This window comes from Candidatus Protochlamydia naegleriophila (assembly GCF_001499655.1).
GTDB classification, from domain to species: domain Bacteria; phylum Chlamydiota; class Chlamydiia; order Chlamydiales; family Parachlamydiaceae; genus Protochlamydia; species Protochlamydia naegleriophila.
In genome coordinates, this window is record NZ_LN879502.1 from 2117532 (window position 1) to 2139936 (window position 22405).

Below are 22405 nucleotides of genomic sequence, written 5' to 3' on the forward strand. Positions count from 1 at the left end.
ACTCTAGAATCTATTTAAAGAGTGATTTCTTTTCCTCTGTTTCTCAAAAAAGATAGTAATAAAATAGTGAATCACTCATTTTGTGGTGCAGGGCTTTAAAGCAAAGAGTTCTTGCAAGACATGTTGATACGAAGGAGAAGACAGAATGGGAAAAATCGCTGAAAGTGACTTAAAGCAACTGTTTAGTGAAGCCCGCACATTTACTTCATGGCAGCCAAAAACTGTGGAAGATTCCATTTTACATGAGATCTATGAAATGATGAAATGGGGTCCAACGAGTGCCAATAGCTGCCCTGTTCGCATTCTTTTTGTCAAAAGCCAAGAGGGAAAAGAAAAGCTGATTCCATGTCTTTCTCCTGGCAATGTAGAAAAGGTCAAAGCAGCTCCTGTAACGGCGATCATAGCCATGGATGAAGAATTCTATAATCAGCTCCCGAAACTTGCCCCTCATAACCCTGCATTTAAAGAGACCTTTGCCTCTAACGCAAAGCTTGCCAAAGAAACAGCCTTTCGCAATAGCTCGTTGCAAGGAGCGTATTTCATTATAGCGACTCGGGCGATGGGACTCGATTGCGGCCCCATGTCCGGCTTTAACAATCAAAAATTAGACGAGGCCTTTTTTTCAGGCACTTCTCTAAAATCGAACTTCCTCTGCAATATTGGCTATGGCAATCGCGACCAGCTTCACCCAAGAGCTCCTCGACTGAGTTTTGATGAAGCTTGCAAGATAGTCTAACCCAAGCAGAGCGCTCTTTCACAAAATAGGATGACTCTCGTTTACGGCAAAGGTAGCCCCTTTTCGGACCTGCTATTGCATTCAAAAGCCGTCAAGTGGGCTAGGCTCCCCGCTTTGGATCTCCAGCAGCTTTTAAGAGCGCCAACTCTTCATTGGTAAACACCTCTGACCGCGTCAAGAAGCGAATCCCTTCTGGAGCTTCTAAGGAAAACCCGCTCCCGCGCCCTGGAACAACATCAATGATTAAACGCGTATGGGACCAATAGTCGAATTGGGGACCGCTGATATAAAAAGGAGCGCCAGCAACCTCACCCAGGAAGACATCTTGTGCACCCACTTTAAATTCCCCCAAAGGATAGCACATGGGAGAGCTGCCATCACAGCATCCTCCAGACTGATGAAAAAAAAGGGGGCCGTGGATCTTTTCTAGTTTTTTGATCCACTCTTCAGCCTCTTTAGTAGCAATAACCCTTTTAGGCAGTTCCGTACGCATGCAGTTAGTAAAAGGCCTGGGGGTTTTCGCTGTAGCTCACGAGCAGATTTTTGGTCTGTTGGTAATGATCTAGCATCATTTTGTGATTTTCTCGGCCGATTCCCGACAGTTTATACCCACCAAAAGCGGCATGTGCCGGATATAGGTGATAGCAATTGGTCCATACCCTTCCAGCCTGAATGCCTCTGCCCATTCGATAGGCAATATTGATATTACGCGACCATACCCCGGCTCCTAAGCCATACAAGGTGTTGTTTGCCATTTGCAAGGCTTCACTTTCTGTTTTAAAGCTCGTGACGGCAAGGACAGGACCAAAAATTTCTTCTTGAAAAATGCGCATGCTATTCTTTCCCTCTACAATCGTTGGCTGATAGTAGAAACCTCCTTTTAAATCGGACGGAATAGCGGCTAAATCGCCTCCAGTCAAAACTTTAGCCCCTTCTTTTTTTCCAATATCCACATAGGACTTAATCTTCTCAAGCTGATCATTGGAGGTTTGCGCTCCCATCATTGTTTCGGTATCGAGAGGATTTCCAATTTTAATCTGACGCGTGCGTTCAATAGCTTTCTCCATGAATTTCTGAAAAATGCTCTCTTGAATCAATGCTCGTGAAGGGCATGTACACACTTCTCCCTGATTCAAGGCAAACATAGTAAAACCTTCTAAAGCCTTATCCAGATAGGCATCCTCTTTTTCCATGACATCTTCAAAGAATACATTCGGCGACTTTCCTCCAAGCTCTAACGTCACAGGAATAATATTTTCAGAAGCGTACTGCATGATTAGGCGCCCTGTCGTCGTTTCTCCAGTAAATGCAATTTTGGCAATCCTCTTATTCGACGCCAGAGGTTTGCCAGCTTCGACGCCAAATCCATTGACAATATTGACAACTCCTTCCGGGATAAGATCTTGAATCAATTCCATCAGGACTAAAATGCTTGCAGGAGTTTGTTCAGCCGGTTTTAATACTACGCAATTGCCTGCAGCTAAAGCAGGAGCCAATTTCCAAGTAGCCATTAAGATAGGGAAATTCCATGGAATAATCTGGCCAACGACTCCAAGCGGTTCGTGAAAGTGATAAGCTATTGTATGATCATCTAACTGCGACAGTGTTCCCTCTTGCGAACGAATGCAGCCGGCAAAATAGCGGAAATGATCGATGGCAAGCGGAATATCTGCAGCTAACGACTCCCTAATCGGTTTTCCATTATCCCATGTCTCAGCCAAGGCTAACAGCTCTAAATTTTGTTCGATCCGATCAGCTATTTTATTGAGAATCACAGCTCTTGCTGCAGGAGATACTTTGCCCCATTCCGCACGAGCCTTATGAGCGGCATCGAGGGCCAATTCAATATCTTCGGCCGTCGAACGAGGTATTTCGCAAAAAACTTTCCCATCCACTGGGGAGACGTTTTCAAAGTATTGCCCTTTGGCAGGAGGAATCCACTTACCATCAATAAAGTTTCCATAGCGACTTTTAAATTGAAGCTTGGATTCTCGGGTATTGGGCTTGGCAAATAGCATAAGACAATCCTCCTCTCCTTGCCCGCAGTGCGAATCATTTAATAAGCGCCAGATGAAACACCGCCTATTAAGTGAGGTTATAGCTTCGATGACTATTTCAACACGCAAGCAAAGACTACTTGTTAACTTTTTTTATTTCTATATAGACCTAATCTTATTTTCATCCAAGCAAACAAAATTGCTAAACACGAACGACTCCGTCGTTTAAAACTTTCGATCTACAACAAGAAAAAACATTGCTTGCATTCGACAAGTAAATCCTTTAAATAGTTGAACTAGCAACACTGCCCGCCACACGCATTTACAGAGATTAGGAAAACAGTCGCTTTGAAGAGGTATTCATCAAACTAGCGGTTGATTCAGTCTCTTTTTCGCACTCACCCTCTTGAAGCAAGAGACATTCTTTTAGAAGACAAAGGCAAAGGCCGCAAACTAGAATCGTAAACAGCTGCGTAAATCTATTTTTATCAAACTATGAATAAATTAATCACAGGCTTGCACCACATTACAGCTTTGGCATCCGATGCCCAAGCAAACGTCAATTTTTATGCAGGCGTTTTGGGTCTGCGACTCATAAAAAAAACGGTCAATTTTGATGCTCCCGATGTCTATCACCTCTATTACGGGGATGAAAAGGGATCGCCTGGAACCATTCTAACTTTTTTCCCCTACCCCGGCATTCCTAAAGGCAGGCTAGGCAAAGGGCAACTAACTGCAACCTCTTTTTCCATTCCCGAATACTCTATGAATTACTGGATGAAACGCTTGAATAAGTTCCACATTCATTATGAAGGTCCGGAAGAGCGCTTTAATGAACTTATGATTTATTTTGAAGATTACGACGGTTTAGGGCTGGAACTCGTTGCCAATAATCGAGATGAACGAGCTGGATTTACCTATGGCAATATTCCCCAAGAACACGCCATTAAAGGCTTTTATGGCATGACATTGGCTGAAGAAGGATATGAAAAAACAGCCAAACTCTTAGTCGGCCAAATGGACCACGCACTCATTGCGGAAAAAGGCAATCGCTTTCGCTATTCAGCAAGCGGCAAGCCAGGAGACTTTGTGGATATACTCTGCACTCCCGATAGTCTTAAAGGCTTAGCAGGCTACGGAACAGTTCACCACGTGGCATTTGCAACGGCTACAGAGGCGACGCAACAACAAGCGCGTGAAAAACTATTAAAATTCGGACTCAACGTCACCCCTGTTCTTGATAGGGAATATTTCCACTCTATTTATTTTCGAGAATCAGGCGGCGTTCTTTTTGAAATTGCGACTCTTTGCCCTGGATTCACGATCGACGAATCTCTTGAGCATATCGGAGAATCTCTTAAGCTGCCGCCTTGGGAAGAAAAAAATAGGGATAGAATCGAGAATGAATTGCCTCCCATACAACTCGATATCAAGAGGTATGCAGATTGATTGCCAATGACGAAGTTTTACATCGAGGAGCGCTCATCACCCAAGCTTCCAAAGCCTTGATCTTGCTGCATGGACGCGGAGGAACGGCTCATGGAATAATGGGCCTTGCCGATTCATTCAGCACCCCTCAATTGTATATTGCGGCCCCTCAAGCCTCTCACAGTACATGGTATCCCCACAGCTTTATAGTTGAGGAAAAACTCAATGAACCCTATCTTTCTTCTTCAATAGAAGTCGTTAAATGTTTAATAGATACGATTTCAAAGCACATTCCTCCTTCACAGACGTATCTCATGGGATTTTCTCAAGGAGCCTGCCTAGCGCTTGAAGTGGCAGCTCGTTTTGCTACTCGATATGGAGGTGTTATAGCTTTTACTGGGGGATTGATTGGCAGCGTGATTGATGAAAAAAAATACCGCGGAGACTTCAAAGGCACGCCCATTTTCATCGGTACGAGCGATCAAGATCCCCATGTCCCATTAGAGCGCGCTCAAGAGTCTAAGACCCTCCTGGAAAAACTCGGTGCACAAGTCACCCTAAAAGTCTATCCAGGAATGGGACACACCATTAACGAAGATGAAATTGGTTGGGTCAGGCAAAACATCTTTCTGATGTAAGCGCAGATTAATGTCTTGCAGCCTATGCCTAGTTACTTAAGATGCGCAAGCAGGCTCTTTGCCAGCGCGCTCCTCGCCTTGCTTACCGGTTAACACAAGGAATTTTTTGCTTAAGCCAAACACAGATAAGATCCATAAACAAACAATTCCAATTGCAATCGGGGCAATGATTGGGACAAGCTGATACAGCCCGCTACCAGAAAACAGCGTCAGCAATCCCATCTGAATATAGGAGCCAAGAGACTTCCCTCCTCTGCCACCAATGACATCAACAGCTGCCTTGCCTTTAATCTTTAGTTCCGGATCTAAAGGAATATAGGCCATTTCTTTGGTTGGATCAAACAGCGAATACTTAACAGCCTTACCGAAGGCATTTACAAACAATCCAAGAGCTACTGCAAAAATGACAAGCTCTTTATTAATCACCCCTTGTCCAATAGCATCAGCGATTTTCATTCCATCGGGTAAAAGACTATTGTTGTAATAAATGACCCCAAAGAAAATCAAAATTCCAGTGATTAGGACAACTGGTGTGATCAAAGCACAGGTGCGCCAACTAAAGGTACGCAAAAGATTGCTTCCAACCAGCATTAAAATAACAGCAATTCCCCCTGTAATGGTTGACAAACCTCCCATTACCCGATTGAACTCTACCTCTGTCGGATAAGCAACTTTAATCTGCCCTTTCCAGACCCCCTCGAATAAGTTGATGGAAACCCCATAAGCAAGCACCAAGATGGCAATTAATCCTAAATAAGGAGAATTCAGAATAAATTTGAAACTTTCTAACATGGAAAGCTTGGCCCTCTTCTTTTTACCTTCTCCCATAGCTTCAGGGTCATAATAGCGGCGGTCTGTTAAGACATAACGATTCATCCAATAAAAGGTCGAAAGAAGAATAACACCTGCGACAATGACAAACGCCATTAAATATTGCAGCATCAAGCCAGTTGATTCGTTGCGGCTCAACCCTAGATTATGGATGGAATGCGAAACAAAAATGACGGCCGGGCCGGAAAGCAATAAGCCGAAGTTGCCAAGAAAGCCAAACATACCATAAAAGCGGCGAGCTTCCTTAATAGGCGTAATGGCATTGGCAAATTGCCAAAATAGTAGCGATAGAATGGCACTTCCCCATAGTTCCGATAAAATGTAGAATAACGTGTAAGTCCAGTTCCCTATTAATGGAATCATCCATTTGATGCTTGGATAGATCTGTTGATAACTTTGAATACTCTCCAAGCTCATATGGAGAGAGTCAACAAATGGATAGATGCAATATGGATAGCCTCCAAAGAAAATGAGGAATGGCAGAGCCGTCACATAAAATAATCCTTCACGATTAAATACGTTAGCCGCTTTGGTGTAAAGGAGCATAAATAGCACGGCTGAAATAGTTACTCCAATGCCTTTGGCGAAGGCTAAACTTTCAGCGCCGGCTCCTGGTGCATTCACCAGAATGGCATCTTTGGTATCACGTAAAACTGTGTAAATAAACAGAATGCAAAACATCATGATACCCATAGGGAGGAACTTTTTCACCTCGTCCGAGTGAATCGGCCACAGAAGCTTGCGCCACCCTAAAAACTCTTGTTCATTTTTTTGCGACATAAGGGATCCTTCATTATAATATATAAAAAATACTTAAATTTTGTTGAAAAATGCTTCCGATTGAAAGCTGAAGTGTTTACATCTCCTTAACCTGAGAAGCCAACTCTTCCCAGCGAGATTCAAAGTCACTTGCAGAAACCGGGATACTTGGATAGTTTTGAGCGCCTGTAAAATGCAACCCGATAAAGTCGATCGAGAGATCATGCCCATGAATGGCCTCTTCGACACTTTTTAAGTTTTCTTCGCGGTCATCAATAAAAATGATTTTTTTAGGGTGAAACCGAGCCATCTCAAGAAATGCAAGCAAGGCATCTCCTTTCGAAACAACCGCCCCATTAACAAATAGCACGCCATCTAGATAGGTCGAATAATAGCCTCGATATGAGGCTAAATGATTAAATGAGATTTTGGATTTGTAAGGAGCACTTTTAGAAAAATCAATTCCAAATCTGTTCAAGACCCCGATCCGCCATTCTTCCATATTTTTGATCGGACCAAATTCCCCTGTTAAATTCGCCGTCAATCCCATCACAGTAATTCCCCTCCGAATCAATTGCTCCAAATAAACGGGAGTATGCTCGTCGAGTAAAACAGGGGTAGAACTAATCATCATGAGACTCAAAAACTGCATGCGTTTCCCTGCCGGAATGTCTTTCATAACCCGTTTGGCAATCGTGCTAAAACGCTTCATATTGGCCATTTGAAACGCTGGATCGCCCGGTTGAATCAAAACCATGTCGATGTCAAATAGCACTAAAGTCTGCGCATCGGCATCATCAAAATAATGAAAAATATCTTCCATTTCATCGACACGTGTAAAGCTGCTCTGACACTCAAAAGTGGAAAGGGTCAGTAAAAAGGTTAAAAAAAATAAAACTCTCATGCTATTTCAACCGAAAATTGTTTAAAGAGTCATTTTATCTCACTTTTAGATTTAGAAAAATTTAATTAATGTTATACTCAGCATAAGTATTACTTATAATAGAGATCATGAAATTTCCGCTCAGCCTTACCTTTTTACGCTATTTTTTTAGTGCTGGCCAAGCTAAGAGCATTTCAAAAGCAGCCAAAGAAAATTTTGTGAGTCAGTCCGCTATTAGTCAAGCGATCACTAAATTGGAAGCTCTTTTGGGAAAGCAATTAATCACTCATGAGAAGAATCGCTTTCAACTCACGAGCGACGGGGTTTTGCTGCTAGAAAAATGCAAGCAGCTCTTTACGCAGTTTGCAGAGATTGAAGATGCCTTTCACGAGGCGGAAGGGGTTTTTAAAGGAAAACTTTCCTTTGCGTGCACTCATAGTTTTGCCCTTTCATTGCTGCCACGCCATTTGGGCAGGCTTTCGCACATGTGGCCAGACATAGAACCTGTATTGAGATTTGGACATACAGGAACCGTTGTGGAGCTAGTTAAGAAAGGAGATGTCGATTTTGGCATTGTTCTCGACAATGAAGATTTCTCATCTTTTGATTGCAGAGAAATTTATAAGGGGGAATATCGCCTCTATCAAGCCAAGAAAACGCCAAAACAGGCCATCCAAAGATTCATCCTCAGCGAGGAACGCAAGGAGGTCTCATTACTGCGGCGCCATTTGCATGCAGCTGGCATTGACATGAGCAGCGAAATGGAGGTATCGAGCTGGGAGGTCATTGCAAGCCTTGCCGAGCAGGGGCTGGGGATTGGATTTCTTCCTGATTATATCGTAGGGAAGAGGGCATTAGCCGTTTATGATTGTCTACTCCCCCCTATTCCCTATCGCCTTCTAGCCATTTTTTCGAAGAACAGGGCTCTGCCGCGCAATGCCAGATTGTTCATCGATTTAATGTGCGAACCTTGAGCTTTCTGCCTTTGCTTTTTTATTCGAGGCCTTAAGGCCGACTGATCTTGCCCAAATAAGCACATAGGTAACACTTTCCGGCCACATAGGTCATGAAGTTGACTTTTGGAAATAGTGTTGTGAAAGGCTGGTAGGCCGACTGATTTTAGAGCCAATAGTGAGCGTCTAGCTAACTCTGGGTAACGGAATAAAAAATAATAAGAGCTCGGAGAGCTAATCTAGATTGGTAAAACAATTCACCGAAATGCTGGAGAGAGCCGGAGGAGAATGCCGAATTGCTTATCCAGTTCGGCAAAGCCTGTAACTCATGCCCACACTCGCAAACGCCTTATTGAGCCCTGAATAAGACTCAATAAAGCATTGCTTAGTCGGCCCTAACGCCGGTTTCAAAGAGAAACCAGGCACGCCGCTCCGTTTCATCGATGAAAACCTCTAAAATGCTTGTCGTGGCAACGTCTTCATGCTCTTCACAGACTTTATGGGCCTCTCGCATTCTTTGTGCTAGCTCTTGATTGTCCTGAAACAAAACCTGAACCATCTCATGCGCACCGACATAGTCGCGGTTGTCATCTTCGATGGTCTGTAATTGTGCGATTTGCCCGATAGAGTGAATGGTCAATCCGCCGAGTTTACGCACCCGCTCCGCTAAAACATCAATCATCGCAAAGATTTGATCTGCCTGTTCATCGAATAAAACATGATAATCGCGAAAATGAGGTCCCGACAAATGCCAATGAAAATTCTTTGTTTTAACATATAAGGCAAAGGCATCAGCAACAAGTGGATTGATGGCATGACTGATCGCCGATTCTGCTTTTACCCCTAATGCGTTAGGTGTGGCCAATTTGTTAGAAATAGTGCTATTTTTCATAAAGCCTCCTTCGTGATTACAATTGAGTTCATAACTCGAAAGATGCTTTACGACAAGTTTTTTTTTAATTCCTTCACATACAATGGCCACCTCTCAGAGAGCGTAAGGTAAAAGAATCCTACAGATTTCTTAAATTTTTGCTCTTTAAAGACAGGTGCATCTTCCGCATATACTTGACCGACTCTTCTGGATTTGAAAAAGGGCCATTGAGTCGATAATGAGAAGCATTGAAAGGCCCCTCATGCAAAAGCTTATAAAGATCCGTATTACTCTCTTTAAGTCCTTCGAGATCGGGCAGCACACCTGCCTCTTTTGCCAGCATGTCTGAAAACTCCACATAGTTTCCATGAGGAAATTGGGGGCGCGGAGTTTGAATTCTTATTTTGCGCTCAATCTCAATCCCAGCATTCATTTGGGAAAGGCTCGGCGCCTTGACCCTATTCGTAAAGACATGGAAAGCGAGGCGAGCCTGCAATTCCATTGTGCAAAAATAAGGACCTCGCTGCATGCCACAAAAGGCCATATTTGGAAGATCGGGATTAAAGGTACACTTATCTAATAATAAGGGCTGAAACCGATCTTGAGGGCAAAAATCGAGCTTCTGAAGGATCTCTGCATCAAAGAAGGGAAGCTCTGCCTCATAGCCTGTGGCAAAAATCAATGCGTCTGCATCTGTTTGCGTTCCATCATTAAAAAAAATTGTATTCTGAAAAACACGGATAATTTTCGCCTGTTTTAGATCAATCTTTGAAACCTTCACCTGATCGATATAGGTATCGGAAATCGCACTAAACTGCGGCTCCTCAGGGGTGGTAACAATCAGCTCTTTTGCCACTTCATTTTGCTTAGTCAAATGCTGGAACCATTGATGAGTCTGTCTATTTTCTTCCTCTTCCGGAAGCTTTTTGAGGGCCTCAGTTGCAACCCGGCTAAAAAAGACCAAATCCAGCGGTTGCTTTACACTGGAGCTGTCAGGCACATATCTTGGCAGCACCCACATGGCCTTACTAATGCAATGAAGTGTTTGTGCTGTAACGGTCGATACCTCTGCTGCAATTTCGGTACCACTAAAAGCATTTCCTACTACCACAACTTTTTTACCTTGAAAACAGTCCGGATTTTTATAGTCTCTACTATGAATGGCTTGGCCAGTAAATGTTTCTAAACCTGGAATAGAGGGAACATGAGCCTTGCTAAAAATACCGCTACAGACCATGACATAGTCAAAGTCTTTCTGAATAATGTCTTTATTCTCTAGCCACTCTACACGCCATTGTCCACTAGCCTTAGAGACTTTTTGCACTTCCGAATTAAAGTGAGTATAGTTAAAGATGCCATTTTTAGAAGCATACAATTCAAGATAATTGTAAACCTCCTTTTGAGTCGGAAAGTCTCCCGAAGGGTTGTCCCAAGGGGCATCTGAAAACATGCAAGAATGGTAAGATAGATTTGTATGCATGCTGTCCCAAACAAAGCCTGTACCAGGCTTCCACAATCCCCCAATGCGATCGCTCTTCTCCAAAACCGTCGGATGCAAACCGCACTCTAACGCTGTTTTAGCAGCGACCAATCCAGCAGGCCCAGCCCCAATAATAGCAACCGTCATTTGACACTCCCTTCAGCAAAATAAGTTTTAAAAAATCTAACGCCAATAGCAACTAGATAATTTAACCTCATCCCTCTTTGTTTTCTATTAATTAAAAAATTTAATAGAAAATTTTAATAATCAATCGCTCTTCGAAGCCCATTTTTGCAGGCCCATATAGCAAAACATGCCATCCAAAGTGCCATTGAAGCCTTTCGGGCATAGCTCTGCATTATTTCCACCATTCCCACGATTGCCATTAAATTTACAACCTTGTACAAGAAAATGGCAAAAAATTGGAAAAGACGAAAACCATGCTAAAAAAAATCCTGTTACTGCTAAACCTGTTTTTTGTGGCTTCCTGCCATGCTTATCAATACGACTTAGCCATTTGTGCCATCTCCAAAGATGATGAGCCATATCTTAAAGAATGGATTGAGTTTCACAAGCTTGTAGGAGTCCAACACTTCTACATTTATTGCCATGGAAATTGGGACCGCTATTCAGAAGTTCTCAAGGACTATATAGAATCTGAGGAAGTCGACTTGCTTTCTACCCAAGACTACACAGATCCAGCCTTCAATACAGTCCAGTGTCAATCTTATACGGACTTGCTCGTCAAAGTTCGCCACAAAGTCAAATGGCTGGCAGTCATCGACATCGATGAGTTCCTCTTTTCTCCAACTGAGCACAATCTCCAAACATTTTTATCGAAATATGAAAATCTGCCAAATGTCGGAGGAATCAGCGCTAACTGGCATTTATTTGGCACATCTTGGGTTCCGAAAGTCGCTTCCAACCAGACTTTGATAGAGTCTTTGACACTATGCACGCCTGAGCAACACTCTGCAAATGCCCATGTAAAGACTATCGTTCGTCCGCAATGCGTGAACCATTATGATAATCCCCACTACCCTATTTACTTTCCCGGGATTGTCCAAACAAATACCGATGGAGTCACTTTTTTTGGCCCTTTGAGCCCCTACATTCAACATACTCATCTGAAAATCAATCATTATTGGACACGCGATCAGGATTTTTTCTGGAACTATAAAGTCCCCCGACAAAGCAGCTGGGGCATCCAGCGGACTGAAGAACAAAATCGAGAAGTAGAAATAGAGTTTAATAACGAGAGCAATACAGCGATTTTACCCCTCGTTCCCCCTTTAAGAAAGCGGCTAGGATTAAAAAACTGATTGAAGCATTCCTTCTTGACTCGCTTTGCCATTTAGCTTAAAAACGCACAGCGATTTAACTAAACGTTAATCGAGAGCCAATTATTTTTACTTGGGAGAAAAGAATGAAAAAGCTACTACTCGCGCTTGCTTTACTTGGCAACTCGCTCTTTGCGGACATGGTAGAACCCTATAAGTCTATCCAAGTCCTGCCATTTGATGGACATGGATGGTTTGGAAATGCAGAACAACTCGATCTTTTTTTGAAGGCTAGGCCGATGCAAACAGTAATAGAAGTTGGCTCATGGCTCGGCTGCTCAACTCGCCATATCGCATCGGCACTACCAAAAGATGGCGTGTTATATGCCATCGATACATGGGCTGGCTCGCAACAGGAATCGGCTCACCTGCAAGATCCCAGGCTCCCTTTTCTTTTTCAACAATTCTTGTCTAATGTGATTCACGCAAAGCTGACAGATAAAATTATCCCCATACGGATGAATTCCATCGAAGCGGCCAAAGCCCTCAAAGTCAAGGCAGATTTAATCTATCTCGACGGAGCCCATGATACTCCCAGTGTCATGAATGATATTGATTATTGGTACCCGCATTTGAATGAAGGCGGTGTCCTTTGCGGCGACGATTGGACTTGGGATTCGGTTAGAGTAGCTGTAGTAGATCGAGCCAATAAGCTAGGGAAAAAAGTTCACGTCATTGCCAATTTTTGGTGGTATGAATAACCAGTTCAAAAACAAGATATACAATCAGGTTGTTCAAAAGTGATTGGATAATCGCTTAGACATTCTCTAGCACCTCAAAATTCCAAAAGGGAAAGTCTAAAACTTTCCCTTTAGATGCCTCAATCAGCCGAAGCCATTAAAAGAGCGATCCATGCAACTATTCATCATCTCTTATCTCTACCCTCTTTGCATTTGATGCAAAGGATGATTGCTGAGAGAGGTAATCAAAATAGGAGCAAACAGTCTTTGCCTCTACTTTAGAAGCCTCCGATTTCTTATCAATATAAGGCCTGGCATCCATGGTTTCTCCGTAGAGGAAAAACTGAAAAGAAATAGTGACTTCGACGCCGTTCAACTCTTTCCCAAAAGCCAATTCCAGCATCTTTCCAATATCCTTTGGAAGATCCAGATAGTATTTGCTTTCGTTATTGGGCAAAACAAAAGCGATCTGAATCTTTTTCTCCCTCTTTAACAACCCTTTTCTGACCGATTCCTGAATCAAATAATATCCTTCCACGTATTGCATGGCGGAATAGGCGGCGGTAACATCCAACTTCTTGATGCAATCAAACAAGGAGACTCGATCATCGAATAAGCTTGCTACGCTCCTCCCGCTTTTTTTCTGCGCGGCTGAAAGCTCGAGCAACCATTGCTTTTTAGGCAATTCTTCATTGATGAAGAGGTAAAGAGGATCTTCTTTTGAAGTGTTGGCACAATACTTAAAAAACGAAGAAGAAGAAATCGATTCAATCGCAGCCGTATTAATGCGATTAATTGCATCGCCGATTGGTGTTGAAACTGCCATTTTAGACACACTCTTGGCGAAACTCCAGGCTCTAAGGGAATAAAGGCAAAGCTTGGCATCGGATTTGAACTGATACAAGGGTTCAAAAAGCTCCCGCTTCATAAAGAGTGCCCCACTCTCAGGCAAGCTGCGCGCTCCTTCGTACCAGCAGTAAACATCTACCGCCCCTTCGATGGCTGCTAAGTCTGCGACAACTTTTTCTGGCGCGCTAGGCTCAGAATCTATTCTCACTCGAACGGATTCTTTAAACTCTGGCCATACAGGCTTAAACACATTTGATAGTTCCGATATGAATGACATCACGATCTCCTATTATAATGAAAAACTTTTTTCTAATATTTTATTAGCAACTACTTCCAGAGGATCTATGATTAATTTATTAGGTAAGGATAACTGAGCTGTAAAAAGGGATAACTCTGTGCATCCCAATATGATCGCCTTCGCATCCTGGCTTTGAAGCAGCTCCTTTAGCTCCTCGACAATCTTCTGCCGCTCTTCCCCTTTCAAGATTTGATCGATCATCTGGTCAACTTTTTTTTGCGTCGTAGAATCTGGATAACGACAAGCAAAAAAACGCCTGTGCAGCCCAAACTGAGCCGAAGTCGACGTGCAAAGCACAAGAGGCTCGACATCAGTCACTTCGGTTGCCAACACACGAGGCAAATGAATGAGATCTAACTCATCCTCATCGTCTAAAAAAGCATGCAACGTGTTACAAGCAATGGCTAAAATGGAGGCTCCATTTTGGAGCAATTGATCAAGACAGTCCCGCAATTCTCTGCGTACTTTTGCGGCGTCAAAGGTGGGCGTAAGCATTTCTGAGAATGGAAAGCTTATTAAAAAAACTTTGGGAAAGTCTGCATCCCTATAGCACCCATATTTCTTACCTGCGAGCGTGAGAACACGCTCGAGCAAAAAAGCACCGGCCAAAGGTCCAGCCCCGCCAATTATTCCTATCGATTTCGGCTTCATAAAAAAAATCCTAATTATTTCTACGCATGCAAACGCGTAAAAAACTGTAAATAAACACATTTATTGATCATAATCAACTAATCCTGAATACATTAAAATTCAGCAAAATAAATAAAATCATTCACTTGCTGAGAAGCTATTCAGAAAAACAAAACTAAAAAAAATTAAAAGGAAAAATTAATGAGCTGGATGCTCGTGATGGAAAGAAGGATGGATTGAGACAAGGCTAGAAAAACGATTAAAAAAAGAGGGGATGGGAACCGGCAGTGCCCCAACATCAAATGGTTTAGTATTCATCGTACGCTCCTATAAACGTTTATGTCGGCAAATGACCGAACTTGCTTTTATTTTGACTCAGCGCATTATTTTGATGCAAATTAAATCCTTGTAAAGATTGGCATGAGACTAATGACAATCTTACCGGTTTTATTCCAGGCTAAATTTGATCCAGTTTTCTTCTTGTACGTTCCTTCAACCTTAGCTGGGATGATAGTCATTTCCCCTGCCTCAACCCAGACCTCTTTGTCTCTCAATTTCATAAGCAAGCACCCCTTAATGACCATGAAGAGTTCGTCTTCATATTCCTGATGATGCCAAATAAATTCTCCTTGAAATTTAGTAAGCTTCACTTGCTGACCATTAAGCTCTCCAACCAGTCGTGGATGCCAATAATCGTAAAAAGCATTAAACTTTTCTCTGATGTTTATTTTTTCAATCATGCCGTCTCCTATCCTATTCATTTTTAAGGCTTAGAATCTATCAAATTCATGTTTTATTCTCCTTTTTTTGATCAACTTCTACGCCTTTATAAAGGTTGGCATTTTTTATCTTACACAAGGAATTAAGCTAAAAATTCTTTTTTGATAGCCTCTAGCGAATCGCATTCCAGAGGCAATTTATCTTTTCGCCAGCGAAGTATCCGAGGAAATCTTAGAGCAATGCCTGCCTTATGCCTTTTCGACTCTTGGATACCATCAAAAGCGATTTCAAAAACTAGTTCAGCTTTAACCCTTCTGACAGGGCCATATTTTTCTACTGTATTGCGTCGTATCCAACGATCCAATTCATAGATCTCTTCTTGATTGAGTCCTGAATAGGCCTTAGTGATGGGGACGAGCTCTTCTCCACGCCAAACAGCCAACGTATAATCGGTATAGAGGTTGGCTCGCCAGCCTTGGCCCGTTTGGGCGTAAATCAAAATGGCATCTATAGTTCGGGGATCTATCTTGTATTTCCACCAGCTTCCTATTTGTCTTCCAACTCCATAGATGGAGCTTTTTTTCTTTAATATGATTCCTTCAGTCCGGTTCTGCTTAGATTCTTCCCGTTTTTGCACTAACTCGTCCCAACTCTGAAAGGCAATCGTCGGGGAGATTTTGATGAGAGGGGGAAGCTTATTTAAGTTTTCTAGCAGCATGCGGCGTTCCACAAATGGGCGCTTTCTCACATCATTGCCTTCATATTCCAAAATATCGTAAATCATGAAAATGATGGGAACACTCTTCACAGTGGCAGGTGTCACTTTTTTTCTTCCAAGCCGCTTTTGCAGCTCGCCAAAGGGCAGCGGAAGCCCGTCTTTAAAGGCTAAAATTTCACCATCGAGTACAGCTGCGCTAGGCAAAAGGGAGGCTGCTTCTGCAATCTCGGGAAATTGCTCTGTGACGAGTTCATTACCTCTCGACCAGATCGCCACTCTTCCTCCCCGTTGAATGCATTGAGCTCTGATTCCATCCCACTTCCATTCTACATCCCACTCTTGAACACTTCCTAGGTCTTCGAGTCGCTTGTCTAAAGGAGAGGCTAAGTAAAAAGGGTAAGGATTGAGGCTGGCTTGAGAAGTGGGATTTTCGATGCTCTTTAAGCCCTCAAAAAAGTCAGCCGAAGGAACCCATTGTCCCATGAGCTTTTGGCTCAAGGTTTCTTTAGGCACGTTTAAGGCCAAGCTCAACCCTTGGAGCGTTAACAGATGTGATGTACCGATGCGAAGGGTTCCAGACAACATCTTATTCAGCAAAAAAATCCCCTTTGTATCCAGTTTGTTCCAATAGGAAAAGATTTTCTCCTTAATATGCTCCTGAGGCTCTCCCTGCAAAGGTAAGATCCTATCAACAATCCAATCTGAAAGGGATAGACTGGCAGCCGCCTGATCCTCCCCCTTCCTTATGAGCAATGCAATCGTCTCGGCAACGTCCCCAACAGCTGAATAAGATTCCGACATGATCCAATCGGGCAGTTGCACAGCTTCCATGCACCACTCAAAAAGCATTCTGCCGGTAATTAATCGTTTGATTTTATTACCGCTTAAGAAAAAAAGGGCCCAGGCGGCATCGCTTGCCGAAGCATTTTCGAAGTAGTTTTTAATGTAAGTTACTTTTTGCGTGGTCGACTTTGTTTGCTCGAGTGCGTCAAAAAGCTGTGCAAATGTATTCATGCTTTATACTTCTCCCTCTCCTTCATCAAGCCATTCCATCCCATTTAAAGGCGCTGCTTGAAGACCCTGTTCTTTTAAATAGCGCGCAAGAGAAGAGGTATTGCCATGCGTTGTCAAAACCGTTGTTGCCCCGGTTTCTTTAACAGTTCTCAAAAGTTCTTGCCAGTCGGCGTGATCGGAAAGGGCGAAGCCTCGGTCTAAATTTTTTCTTCTGCGCATCCCCCTGACTTGCATCCATCCTGATGCCAGGGCTGTTTTATAAGGCAAAAAACGCTTCATCCAAGGCGTTCCCTTTGCCATGGGAGGAGCCAGAATGAGCTCTCCTGAAAAACTCTTATTGGGATTAGCATGAATGGGTAAGTAGCTGCCAAGTACAACGCCGCACTCTTCATAAAGACTGGCAAAGGTTAAAATGGCCCCATGTAGATAAATGGGACTGCTTGTATAAGTTTGAAGCAAGGAGAGGATTCTTTGTGCCTTGCCAAGTGCATAACAAAAAAGGACCGACGCAAAGCCTTTAGCCTTATTTTCCTGCCACCATTCGAAAATTTTTTGGGCGGTGTGAACCGGCTCCTCCCAATTATAAATGGGAAGCGCAAAGGTAGATTCGGTGACAAAAAGGTCGCACTGTTGCAACGAAAAAGGCTCGCATGAGCTATCAAAAGCCCGTTTATAGTCACCCGAGACAACGCAAGTGGTCGATCCCGATTCTATTTTAATCTGTGCCGATCCAAGTATGTGCCCGGCAGGATGAAGTGAAACCCAGCAATCGTTAATCTTGACTTTCTCGTCATAAGGGAAGATGTCAACAGAATCTAGGCCCAATCGGAGCTTCAACATTTTGGCTGTATTTTCGGATGCCATGTAGTGTTGATGTCCAGGGCGGCCGTGATCTCCATGCGCATGTGTAATGATGCAATGCTTGACAGGTGCCCAAGCATCGATGTAAAAATCTCCCGCCCTGCAGTAAAGCCCTTCTGATCTTACCTCTAAAAAATGTCTCATACATTTTTCCCCTGGAAGGCATTGGTAAAAACTTGATAGACATCTTTAAACTAGCAGAAAAGAAAAAGGAAGGAAAGATTGATGAAGGACTATCCATTGGACTGGCCAGAGAAAGCCCCCTTTCTCTCTTTTTCCACGAGATGTTCTTTAAATGAAAACAATTTCCTTCAGCTTACCGGGCCTCTCAGATGAAGAGCTCGAAAAGTTGCTGGAAAGCTATAAAGAGCTCTTTGCAAAAATCAAAGAAAGAAAGCAAAGAGGCCTATCCGATAAAGTCATCCCCGGACATTACAGAAGAGAACTAGACATGTCTAATTTTTCATACAAGCTTTAAAGCGGTTTCGAGGAAGCTGCGATTAAACTGATAAATGCGAGCATGAGCGTCTTGCCAGGTCCCTCGCTTAACAGTAAAGCCAATTGTCGCAATCGCCTTGCTCAAGCGTAATAATTGCGTCAATTCTTTGTAATCCGGCACTGGACGAATACTTGCATACCCTTCTAAAAAGGCCTTTTTAAAATCTAAATTCTTTGCCCACTCCCCATGCTCCAATGCACAAAAATCTTCTTCTGCGAAGCTAGCCCGCGCCCCTGCCCAATCAATGACTCCTTGAAGCTTGCCATCGCAAACCATAAGGTTTCCAGGTCGAAAATCGCGATGCACGATGCAAGGACCATCCACACGATCTAAAAGAGTGATCTGTTCGTAAAAATAGAGACGAATCTTTTCAATCCATTCTTTTGGCAGATGCGGCTTGCACTCATCCAATCCTTCTTCAAATTTCATGGTAAAATACGGGCGTGGATCGCAGCTTAACTCATTGGACTGGATGAGGTCACCGTAACCAGTTGTCCGATGGAGGTGAATGGATGCAAGCGCGGCTCCTATTTTATAAGCCAATGCATCGCTAACCTCAGCTGTTGTAAGCAATGTCCCCGAGAAGCATTCCATTAAAATAGCTCCATGGGTATCCAGTGCTGGTTGTACAACCTGCACGATTCGAGCAACGGGCAAAACACCTGCAAAATAGTTTAAGAAAAAGACTTCGCGCAAATAATCATTCTCGCGCTCGCATATCTTTAAAATGAGGGGTGCGCCCGTCTCTTGTATCACTTTATAGACGATGGCAACCATCGCATCTTCATGATCGATGCGCATGAAGGCCGCTTCTTGAAGGCCTAGCAGTTGCGCATACAAAGCAGTGAAAGTATCCATAAATATCCTTAAGGCCTAATCAATTGATTAAAGGGCAAGCAACCACACTTGCGCTGCGGAAAGATACCAAAAAAGTGGATAATAATCCTTCAAAAATGAGGAGGGAGGGCCTCCCCTTCATTTTTATCTCGCTGAATCGATCGTTGCCACTTTCCATGCTAAATTTAAAAATATTTATGCTAGATTGTTTTTTGGCTCTTCATTCATTAATTGAGGTGTCGGATGAAACGTTACGTAAAAAAAGACTTCCCTGTTTCTAATGTTCGCAGGTTCATTGAACCCGGCCCCATCGTTCTTGTTAGCTCGGCCTGGAAGGATGAGATCAACATCATGACTATGGGATGGCATATGATCATGGAGTTTCAGCCCTCTCTTATTGGATGCTATATTTGGACAGCCAATCACAGCTTCAACATGATTCGCAAAAGCAAGGAATGCGTGATTAATATCCCTACAGTCGATCTTGCAAACACTGTCGTTCGCATCGGCAATTGCTCAGGGCGGGATCTTAACAAATTTGAAGAGTTCAAATTGACGCCGCTCGCGGGAGAAAAAGTAAGCGCACCCCTGATCAAAGAGTGCTATGCAAATTTTGAGTGCAAACTCGTCGATTCAAGCCTCATTAATAAATACAGTCTTTTTATTCTGGAAGTCGTAAAAGCCCATGTCGCAACCTCTCCCAAATTCCCAGAAACCATCCACTATCGAGGCGATGGGCTATTCATGATTGCAGGGCCAACGGTCAAGACCTATCGCAAGTTATTTAAGCCTGAATATTTGTGACGCTTCAAGCTAATACTTCTGTCTAGAAGGGATCACTCCCCTCACTCCTCCCTTGGGATCTTCCATGTCGCCCCGATAGCGCGGAATCAGATGCACGTGCAGATGCATGACGCTTTGACCGGCCACCTCCCCGCAATTGGCACCCATGTTATAACCCTGCGGGTTGTATTCGCTATCAAGCTGTTCCTTCGCAAAGTACAGGGCTTTCATGATGTCTGAACGGACCTCTTCACTGGCTGTAAACCAATTGTCTGTATGCTCGTATGGTATGATAAGGAGATGTCCAGGAGAAACCGGGAAGCGATCCTTAATGATATAGCAATGCTTGAACTTTGCAAAATAGCCGACCCCTTGCCCCCCCCGGGCCATTTGACAAAAAAGGCAATCGGGCTTGTCGTGGTCCGCAATGAGGGGATACTGTGCAGGCCTATCTAAATAGTAGGCGATAGCCTGATTATCCTCTTCAATTTCGACGCGATGATTGAATAGTCTACCCTCAAAACCGCCCCTTGCATGGCGCTTTTCGATCCGCTTTTCTTCAATTTGCTGCATGGATAAGCCCGTGGCCACTGCGAGTGCCTGGATCACCTCCAAAACATCGGCCAGCTCTTCCAGCTGTTCTTCCCGGCCGCAAGCCTGCTTCACCTCTTCGACTTCTTCTAGCAGCTTATCTTTAAGCCTTTGAATGAACTCCTCTTGATCCATCGCCCGCTCATGCACAACGATTCCTTTCGCTCGCATCATGCTTGGGAGATAATCGCGTATCAACTTTTCAACCTTGAAATTTTTTAGGGCCATCGTCTTTTTTCCTTTTTAATTCGTCTAAGTATTTCTCAACATCTCTAGATCGATGAAAAATGCGAAACTCAACCGCTGGATATTTTTTGCGAAGCTCAGCGATACTGCTCCTTTTATCACGATCAAAATTCCAAATATATGCGATGAGCGCCCAGTTAATGCCGTTTAAACAACCTGTATCGGCAGTGCTCTTATCAAACGCGAGCAATCTTTTGCATATTCTCCAAATGCAGAGTAGACGCGGAAGATGAAAGTAAAGAATTGTATCCGCTCGAGCAAATCGCATCTCTAACGTAGAAAGGGAGCATCCTTCTATAATCCAAGATTCCCCATTCACAAGAGCTTCTTTGGCCAATAAGAATTCTTGCCGGTCTCTTTTCCTTTTTCCTGCGAATACGTGCATGTCTAAGTGATGCACGGGGATGTTCAAAAGACGCCCAACTTTTGCAGCAAACGTCGACTTCCCACTACCAGGAAGCCCAATAATGGCCAGTCGCTTAGGTACGGCTTGTTTCATAAACTCCTCACTCAAATACGGCTTTGAAATAGTACCTAAAGAGACACATTTCTGACAAACGCCAGATAAGCCTTTCACGCCACCAATTAGTTATTAAAAAAAACAACTTAACAAATTATTAAAATAAAAATAACAAGCAAAAGCTATAATTAATTAACTACTCAATATAGGGAGATGCCATGATCTCAGAAATCTGTAAAAACTATTTCAATGGTTTTGATGAGATCCTCAATTTTAGAATGAATGACAAGAAAACTAATGCGTTAGGCTTATTAAAGATCCTCTCCTATTGCACGCTCATCATTCCCTTAGGTTTTGCCACTACCTATGGTGTGGCATCTCTTTACGGGCGTGTCAGCCAAAACCGAGAATTATCGCACATAGAAAGGCGGGTCGATAATCAAAATCCCGTTCGATCTATTCGCTCGCAAGCTAGTGAGATAAATTCACAAGTCGTCATAAAAAACTTTCTCAATGCGATTGGAGCAAAGGCTCGTGATGCTGAAGTATTTATTTCTATTAATAATCAGGAAAATTTGATTCAATTCGAACATTTTGACAATAAGTTCTTTCCAACTGTCTTGTTTGGCAAAAGATTGGATGGAGTAAGGCTAACTTTCAATCTTTGCGACATTCAATCGATTGAGATCGTTCCTAAAATCGGGCATAGTCTGACATGGCACGATAAACAAGCATTAGCCGAAACGGGAATTACCTTTACTGAGAGCGGTTTTATGCATATGCCCATTGATCAATTGACTTGTGAAACGGCAGTGACAGGTTATCATTACCGGATGAACATTTCAACTAAGCAAGGTGAAAAATTGCTTCGAATTGAAGCCAAACTGTCGCCATATCAAAGCTACTGTTTTGTTACTCAAGATTGATTTTTCCTGATCCAGCAACAGTATTGTTGCTGATTGCTTCCAAGCTTGTTTTTCTAAAAGCTTCTTCTCTTTTACATTCATCTTTTCCTCAGGTTTTGCCACGACTCCTGGGAAATCGTTGTGCAAAGGATCGAGCCTAAACAGCTCTTTTCTTTTACTTGGCATCCTTTTGCCGTCGATACAAAAGGGATTATTCTAAAGAAACGCCTACTCTCGTCGAATTAAAACTGGAGAAAATCGTCGGAGGAACAGAACTTTTATAACCGAATCCGACTTTAAACGCATTTCAAGTGATCGTAAAGCTGAAGCCTGTCAAATGAATCACGAGGATTGGACTTAACAAATGGACAATATTAAGCGCTACGTAGAGAAAGAAG

General features: G+C 43.1%; 23 protein-coding genes and 1 pseudogene. 9 read left to right on the forward strand and 15 right to left on the reverse strand.

Annotation, left to right across the window (positions count from 1 at the left end; translation table 11 throughout):
* Positions 1 to 145 precede the first annotated feature (145 nt).
* Positions 146 to 736: a malonic semialdehyde reductase gene (locus tag PNK_RS08895; RefSeq protein WP_059061575.1), complete on the forward strand. Its 591-nt coding sequence runs from the start codon at positions 146 to 148 to the stop codon at positions 734 to 736.
* Between the two features lie 100 nt (positions 737 to 836).
* On the opposite strand, the gene PNK_RS08900 is transcribed toward PNK_RS08895, so the two are convergent.
* Positions 837 to 1229, reverse strand: a complete 393-nt coding sequence (locus PNK_RS08900; RefSeq protein ID WP_059061576.1) for a DUF779 domain-containing protein — start codon at positions 1227 to 1229, stop codon at positions 837 to 839.
* Between the two features lie 4 nt (positions 1230 to 1233).
* Positions 1234 to 2754 carry an acetaldehyde dehydrogenase ExaC gene (exaC, locus tag PNK_RS08905; RefSeq protein ID WP_059061578.1) on the reverse strand — a complete coding sequence of 507 codons (1521 nt, stop codon included), beginning with the start codon at positions 2752 to 2754 and terminating at the stop codon, positions 1234 to 1236.
* A gap of 474 nt (positions 2755 to 3228) precedes the next feature.
* Between exaC and PNK_RS08910 the strand changes: the two genes are divergently transcribed.
* Both PNK_RS08910 and PNK_RS08915 read left to right on the forward strand, forming a co-directional pair.
* Entirely contained in the window at positions 3229 to 4182 is a 954-nt protein-coding gene (locus tag PNK_RS08910) for a ring-cleaving dioxygenase (RefSeq protein ID WP_059061580.1), read from the forward strand.
* A complete protein-coding gene (locus PNK_RS08915) occupies positions 4179 to 4799 on the forward strand; it encodes an alpha/beta hydrolase (protein WP_197560206.1) in 621 nt (206 codons plus the stop codon). The genes PNK_RS08910 and PNK_RS08915 overlap by 4 nt, the downstream gene beginning before the upstream one ends.
* Before the next feature lie 36 nt (positions 4800 to 4835).
* On the opposite strand, the gene PNK_RS08920 is transcribed toward PNK_RS08915, so the two are convergent.
* Together PNK_RS08920 and PNK_RS08925 are read right to left on the reverse strand one after the other, a co-directional pair.
* Positions 4836 to 6410 carry an Npt1/Npt2 family nucleotide transporter gene (locus tag PNK_RS08920; RefSeq protein ID WP_032124047.1) on the reverse strand — a complete coding sequence of 525 codons (1575 nt, stop codon included), beginning with the start codon at positions 6408 to 6410 and terminating at the stop codon, positions 4836 to 4838.
* Between the two features lie 76 nt (positions 6411 to 6486).
* On the reverse strand, positions 6487 to 7293 hold the full coding sequence (locus PNK_RS08925; protein WP_059061582.1) for a DUF2608 domain-containing protein: 807 nt from the start codon (positions 7291 to 7293) through the stop codon (positions 6487 to 6489).
* A gap of 107 nt (positions 7294 to 7400) precedes the next feature.
* Here PNK_RS08925 and PNK_RS08930 point away from each other — a divergent pair, with 107 nt between their 5' ends.
* Positions 7401 to 8246 carry a LysR family transcriptional regulator gene (locus tag PNK_RS08930; RefSeq protein WP_059061584.1) on the forward strand — a complete coding sequence of 282 codons (846 nt, stop codon included), beginning with the start codon at positions 7401 to 7403 and terminating at the stop codon, positions 8244 to 8246.
* A 364-nt stretch (positions 8247 to 8610) separates the two neighbouring features.
* Here the strand turns inward: PNK_RS08930 and PNK_RS08935 are convergent, their stop codons facing one another.
* Together PNK_RS08935 and PNK_RS08940 are read right to left on the reverse strand one after the other, a co-directional pair.
* On the reverse strand, positions 8611 to 9117 hold the full coding sequence (locus PNK_RS08935) for a Dps family protein (RefSeq protein WP_032124044.1): 507 nt from the start codon (positions 9115 to 9117) through the stop codon (positions 8611 to 8613).
* 118 nt (positions 9118 to 9235) lie between these two features.
* Positions 9236 to 10723: a flavin-containing monooxygenase gene (locus tag PNK_RS08940; protein ID WP_059061586.1), complete on the reverse strand. Its 1488-nt coding sequence runs from the start codon at positions 10721 to 10723 to the stop codon at positions 9236 to 9238.
* 293 nt (positions 10724 to 11016) lie between these two features.
* Here PNK_RS08940 and PNK_RS08945 point away from each other — a divergent pair, with 293 nt between their 5' ends.
* Both PNK_RS08945 and PNK_RS08950 read left to right on the forward strand, forming a co-directional pair.
* Positions 11017 to 11898 (forward strand): glycosyltransferase family 92 protein, encoded by an 882-nt coding sequence (locus PNK_RS08945; RefSeq protein ID WP_059061587.1) that lies wholly within the window; start codon positions 11017 to 11019, stop codon positions 11896 to 11898.
* A 104-nt stretch (positions 11899 to 12002) separates the two neighbouring features.
* Entirely contained in the window at positions 12003 to 12617 is a 615-nt protein-coding gene (locus PNK_RS08950) for a class I SAM-dependent methyltransferase (protein ID WP_032124041.1), read from the forward strand.
* 157 nt (positions 12618 to 12774) lie between these two features.
* Here the strand turns inward: PNK_RS08950 and PNK_RS08955 are convergent, their stop codons facing one another.
* The 5 genes from PNK_RS08955 to PNK_RS08975 form a co-directional block, all read right to left on the reverse strand.
* Positions 12775 to 13722 carry a hypothetical protein gene (locus tag PNK_RS08955; RefSeq protein WP_059061589.1) on the reverse strand — a complete coding sequence of 316 codons (948 nt, stop codon included), beginning with the start codon at positions 13720 to 13722 and terminating at the stop codon, positions 12775 to 12777.
* A gap of 12 nt (positions 13723 to 13734) precedes the next feature.
* Complete coding sequence (locus tag PNK_RS08960) at positions 13735 to 14394, reverse strand: aspartate/glutamate racemase family protein (RefSeq protein ID WP_032124039.1); 660 nt, start codon at positions 14392 to 14394, stop codon at positions 13735 to 13737.
* 377 nt (positions 14395 to 14771) lie between these two features.
* Positions 14772 to 15113, reverse strand: a complete 342-nt coding sequence (locus PNK_RS08965) for a cupin domain-containing protein (RefSeq protein ID WP_059061591.1) — start codon at positions 15111 to 15113, stop codon at positions 14772 to 14774.
* A 122-nt stretch (positions 15114 to 15235) separates the two neighbouring features.
* Complete coding sequence (locus tag PNK_RS08970; protein ID WP_059061593.1) at positions 15236 to 16825, reverse strand: ATP-dependent DNA ligase; 1590 nt, start codon at positions 16823 to 16825, stop codon at positions 15236 to 15238.
* 3 nt (positions 16826 to 16828) lie between these two features.
* On the reverse strand, positions 16829 to 17830 hold the full coding sequence (locus PNK_RS08975) for a ligase-associated DNA damage response exonuclease (protein WP_059061595.1): 1002 nt from the start codon (positions 17828 to 17830) through the stop codon (positions 16829 to 16831).
* Between the two features lie 151 nt (positions 17831 to 17981).
* Between PNK_RS08975 and PNK_RS08980 the strand changes: the two genes are divergently transcribed.
* A complete protein-coding gene (locus tag PNK_RS08980) occupies positions 17982 to 18164 on the forward strand; it encodes a hypothetical protein (RefSeq protein ID WP_059061597.1) in 183 nt (60 codons plus the stop codon).
* On the opposite strand, the gene PNK_RS08985 is transcribed toward PNK_RS08980, so the two are convergent.
* Complete coding sequence (locus PNK_RS08985; protein ID WP_059061599.1) at positions 18150 to 19043, reverse strand: aminoglycoside phosphotransferase family protein; 894 nt, start codon at positions 19041 to 19043, stop codon at positions 18150 to 18152. The genes PNK_RS08980 and PNK_RS08985 overlap by 15 nt on opposite strands.
* A 222-nt stretch (positions 19044 to 19265) precedes the next feature.
* Between PNK_RS08985 and PNK_RS08990 the strand changes: the two genes are divergently transcribed.
* The gene (locus PNK_RS08990; RefSeq protein WP_032124034.1) at positions 19266 to 19826 is read left to right on the forward strand and encodes a flavin reductase family protein; all 561 of its coding nucleotides are present in this window, start codon (positions 19266 to 19268) and stop codon (positions 19824 to 19826) included.
* Between the two features lie 9 nt (positions 19827 to 19835).
* Here PNK_RS08990 and PNK_RS14030 read toward each other — a convergent pair whose 3' ends face one another.
* The 3 genes and pseudogenes from PNK_RS14030 to PNK_RS09000 all read right to left on the reverse strand — a co-directional run bounded on the left by PNK_RS14030 (position 19836) and on the right by PNK_RS09000 (position 21141).
* Complete coding sequence (locus tag PNK_RS14030) at positions 19836 to 20234, reverse strand: HIT family protein (RefSeq protein WP_420885365.1); 399 nt, start codon at positions 20232 to 20234, stop codon at positions 19836 to 19838.
* A gap of 135 nt (positions 20235 to 20369) precedes the next feature.
* Positions 20370 to 20624: pseudogene (locus tag PNK_RS14035) on the reverse strand (pyrophosphohydrolase domain-containing protein); the annotation flags it as partial.
* Complete coding sequence (locus PNK_RS09000; protein ID WP_059061600.1) at positions 20599 to 21141, reverse strand: P-loop NTPase family protein; 543 nt, start codon at positions 21139 to 21141, stop codon at positions 20599 to 20601. The gene PNK_RS09000 and the pseudogene PNK_RS14035, both read right to left, overlap by 26 nt.
* A gap of 179 nt (positions 21142 to 21320) precedes the next feature.
* Between PNK_RS09000 and PNK_RS09005 the strand changes: the two genes are divergently transcribed.
* The gene (locus PNK_RS09005; RefSeq protein WP_032124033.1) at positions 21321 to 22028 is read left to right on the forward strand and encodes a hypothetical protein; all 708 of its coding nucleotides are present in this window, start codon (positions 21321 to 21323) and stop codon (positions 22026 to 22028) included.
* Positions 22029 to 22405 lie beyond the last annotated feature (377 nt).

Excerpts from the sequence above, each read along its gene's own strand:
- PNK_RS08895 (WP_059061575.1), top strand. The coding sequence starts at position 146 with ATGGGAAAAATCGCTGAAAGTGACTTAAAGCAACTGTTTAGTGAAGCC.
- PNK_RS08900 (WP_059061576.1), bottom strand. The coding sequence starts at position 1,229 with ATGCGTACGGAACTGCCTAAAAGGGTTATTGCTACTAAAGAGGCTGAA.
- exaC (WP_059061578.1), bottom strand. The coding sequence starts at position 2,754 with ATGCTATTTGCCAAGCCCAATACCCGAGAATCCAAGCTTCAATTTAAA.
- PNK_RS08910 (WP_059061580.1), top strand. The coding sequence starts at position 3,229 with ATGAATAAATTAATCACAGGCTTGCACCACATTACAGCTTTGGCATCC.
- PNK_RS08920 (WP_032124047.1), bottom strand. The coding sequence starts at position 6,410 with ATGTCGCAAAAAAATGAACAAGAGTTTTTAGGGTGGCGCAAGCTTCTG.
- PNK_RS08925 (WP_059061582.1), bottom strand. The coding sequence starts at position 7,293 with ATGAGAGTTTTATTTTTTTTAACCTTTTTACTGACCCTTTCCACTTTT.
- PNK_RS08930 (WP_059061584.1), top strand. The coding sequence starts at position 7,401 with ATGAAATTTCCGCTCAGCCTTACCTTTTTACGCTATTTTTTTAGTGCT.
- PNK_RS08935 (WP_032124044.1), bottom strand. The coding sequence starts at position 9,117 with ATGAAAAATAGCACTATTTCTAACAAATTGGCCACACCTAACGCATTA.
- PNK_RS08940 (WP_059061586.1), bottom strand. The coding sequence starts at position 10,723 with ATGACGGTTGCTATTATTGGGGCTGGGCCTGCTGGATTGGTCGCTGCT.
- PNK_RS08945 (WP_059061587.1), top strand. The coding sequence starts at position 11,017 with ATGCTAAAAAAAATCCTGTTACTGCTAAACCTGTTTTTTGTGGCTTCC.
- PNK_RS08950 (WP_032124041.1), top strand. The coding sequence starts at position 12,003 with ATGAAAAAGCTACTACTCGCGCTTGCTTTACTTGGCAACTCGCTCTTT.
- PNK_RS08955 (WP_059061589.1), bottom strand. The coding sequence starts at position 13,722 with ATGTCATTCATATCGGAACTATCAAATGTGTTTAAGCCTGTATGGCCA.
- PNK_RS08960 (WP_032124039.1), bottom strand. The coding sequence starts at position 14,394 with ATGAAGCCGAAATCGATAGGAATAATTGGCGGGGCTGGACCTTTGGCC.
- PNK_RS08965 (WP_059061591.1), bottom strand. The coding sequence starts at position 15,113 with ATGATTGAAAAAATAAACATCAGAGAAAAGTTTAATGCTTTTTACGAT.
- PNK_RS08970 (WP_059061593.1), bottom strand. The coding sequence starts at position 16,825 with ATGAATACATTTGCACAGCTTTTTGACGCACTCGAGCAAACAAAGTCG.
- PNK_RS08975 (WP_059061595.1), bottom strand. The coding sequence starts at position 17,830 with ATGAGACATTTTTTAGAGGTAAGATCAGAAGGGCTTTACTGCAGGGCG.
- PNK_RS08980 (WP_059061597.1), top strand. The coding sequence starts at position 17,982 with ATGAAAACAATTTCCTTCAGCTTACCGGGCCTCTCAGATGAAGAGCTC.
- PNK_RS08985 (WP_059061599.1), bottom strand. The coding sequence starts at position 19,043 with ATGGATACTTTCACTGCTTTGTATGCGCAACTGCTAGGCCTTCAAGAA.
- PNK_RS08990 (WP_032124034.1), top strand. The coding sequence starts at position 19,266 with ATGAAACGTTACGTAAAAAAAGACTTCCCTGTTTCTAATGTTCGCAGG.
- PNK_RS09000 (WP_059061600.1), bottom strand. The coding sequence starts at position 21,141 with ATGAAACAAGCCGTACCTAAGCGACTGGCCATTATTGGGCTTCCTGGT.
- PNK_RS09005 (WP_032124033.1), top strand. The coding sequence starts at position 21,321 with ATGATCTCAGAAATCTGTAAAAACTATTTCAATGGTTTTGATGAGATC.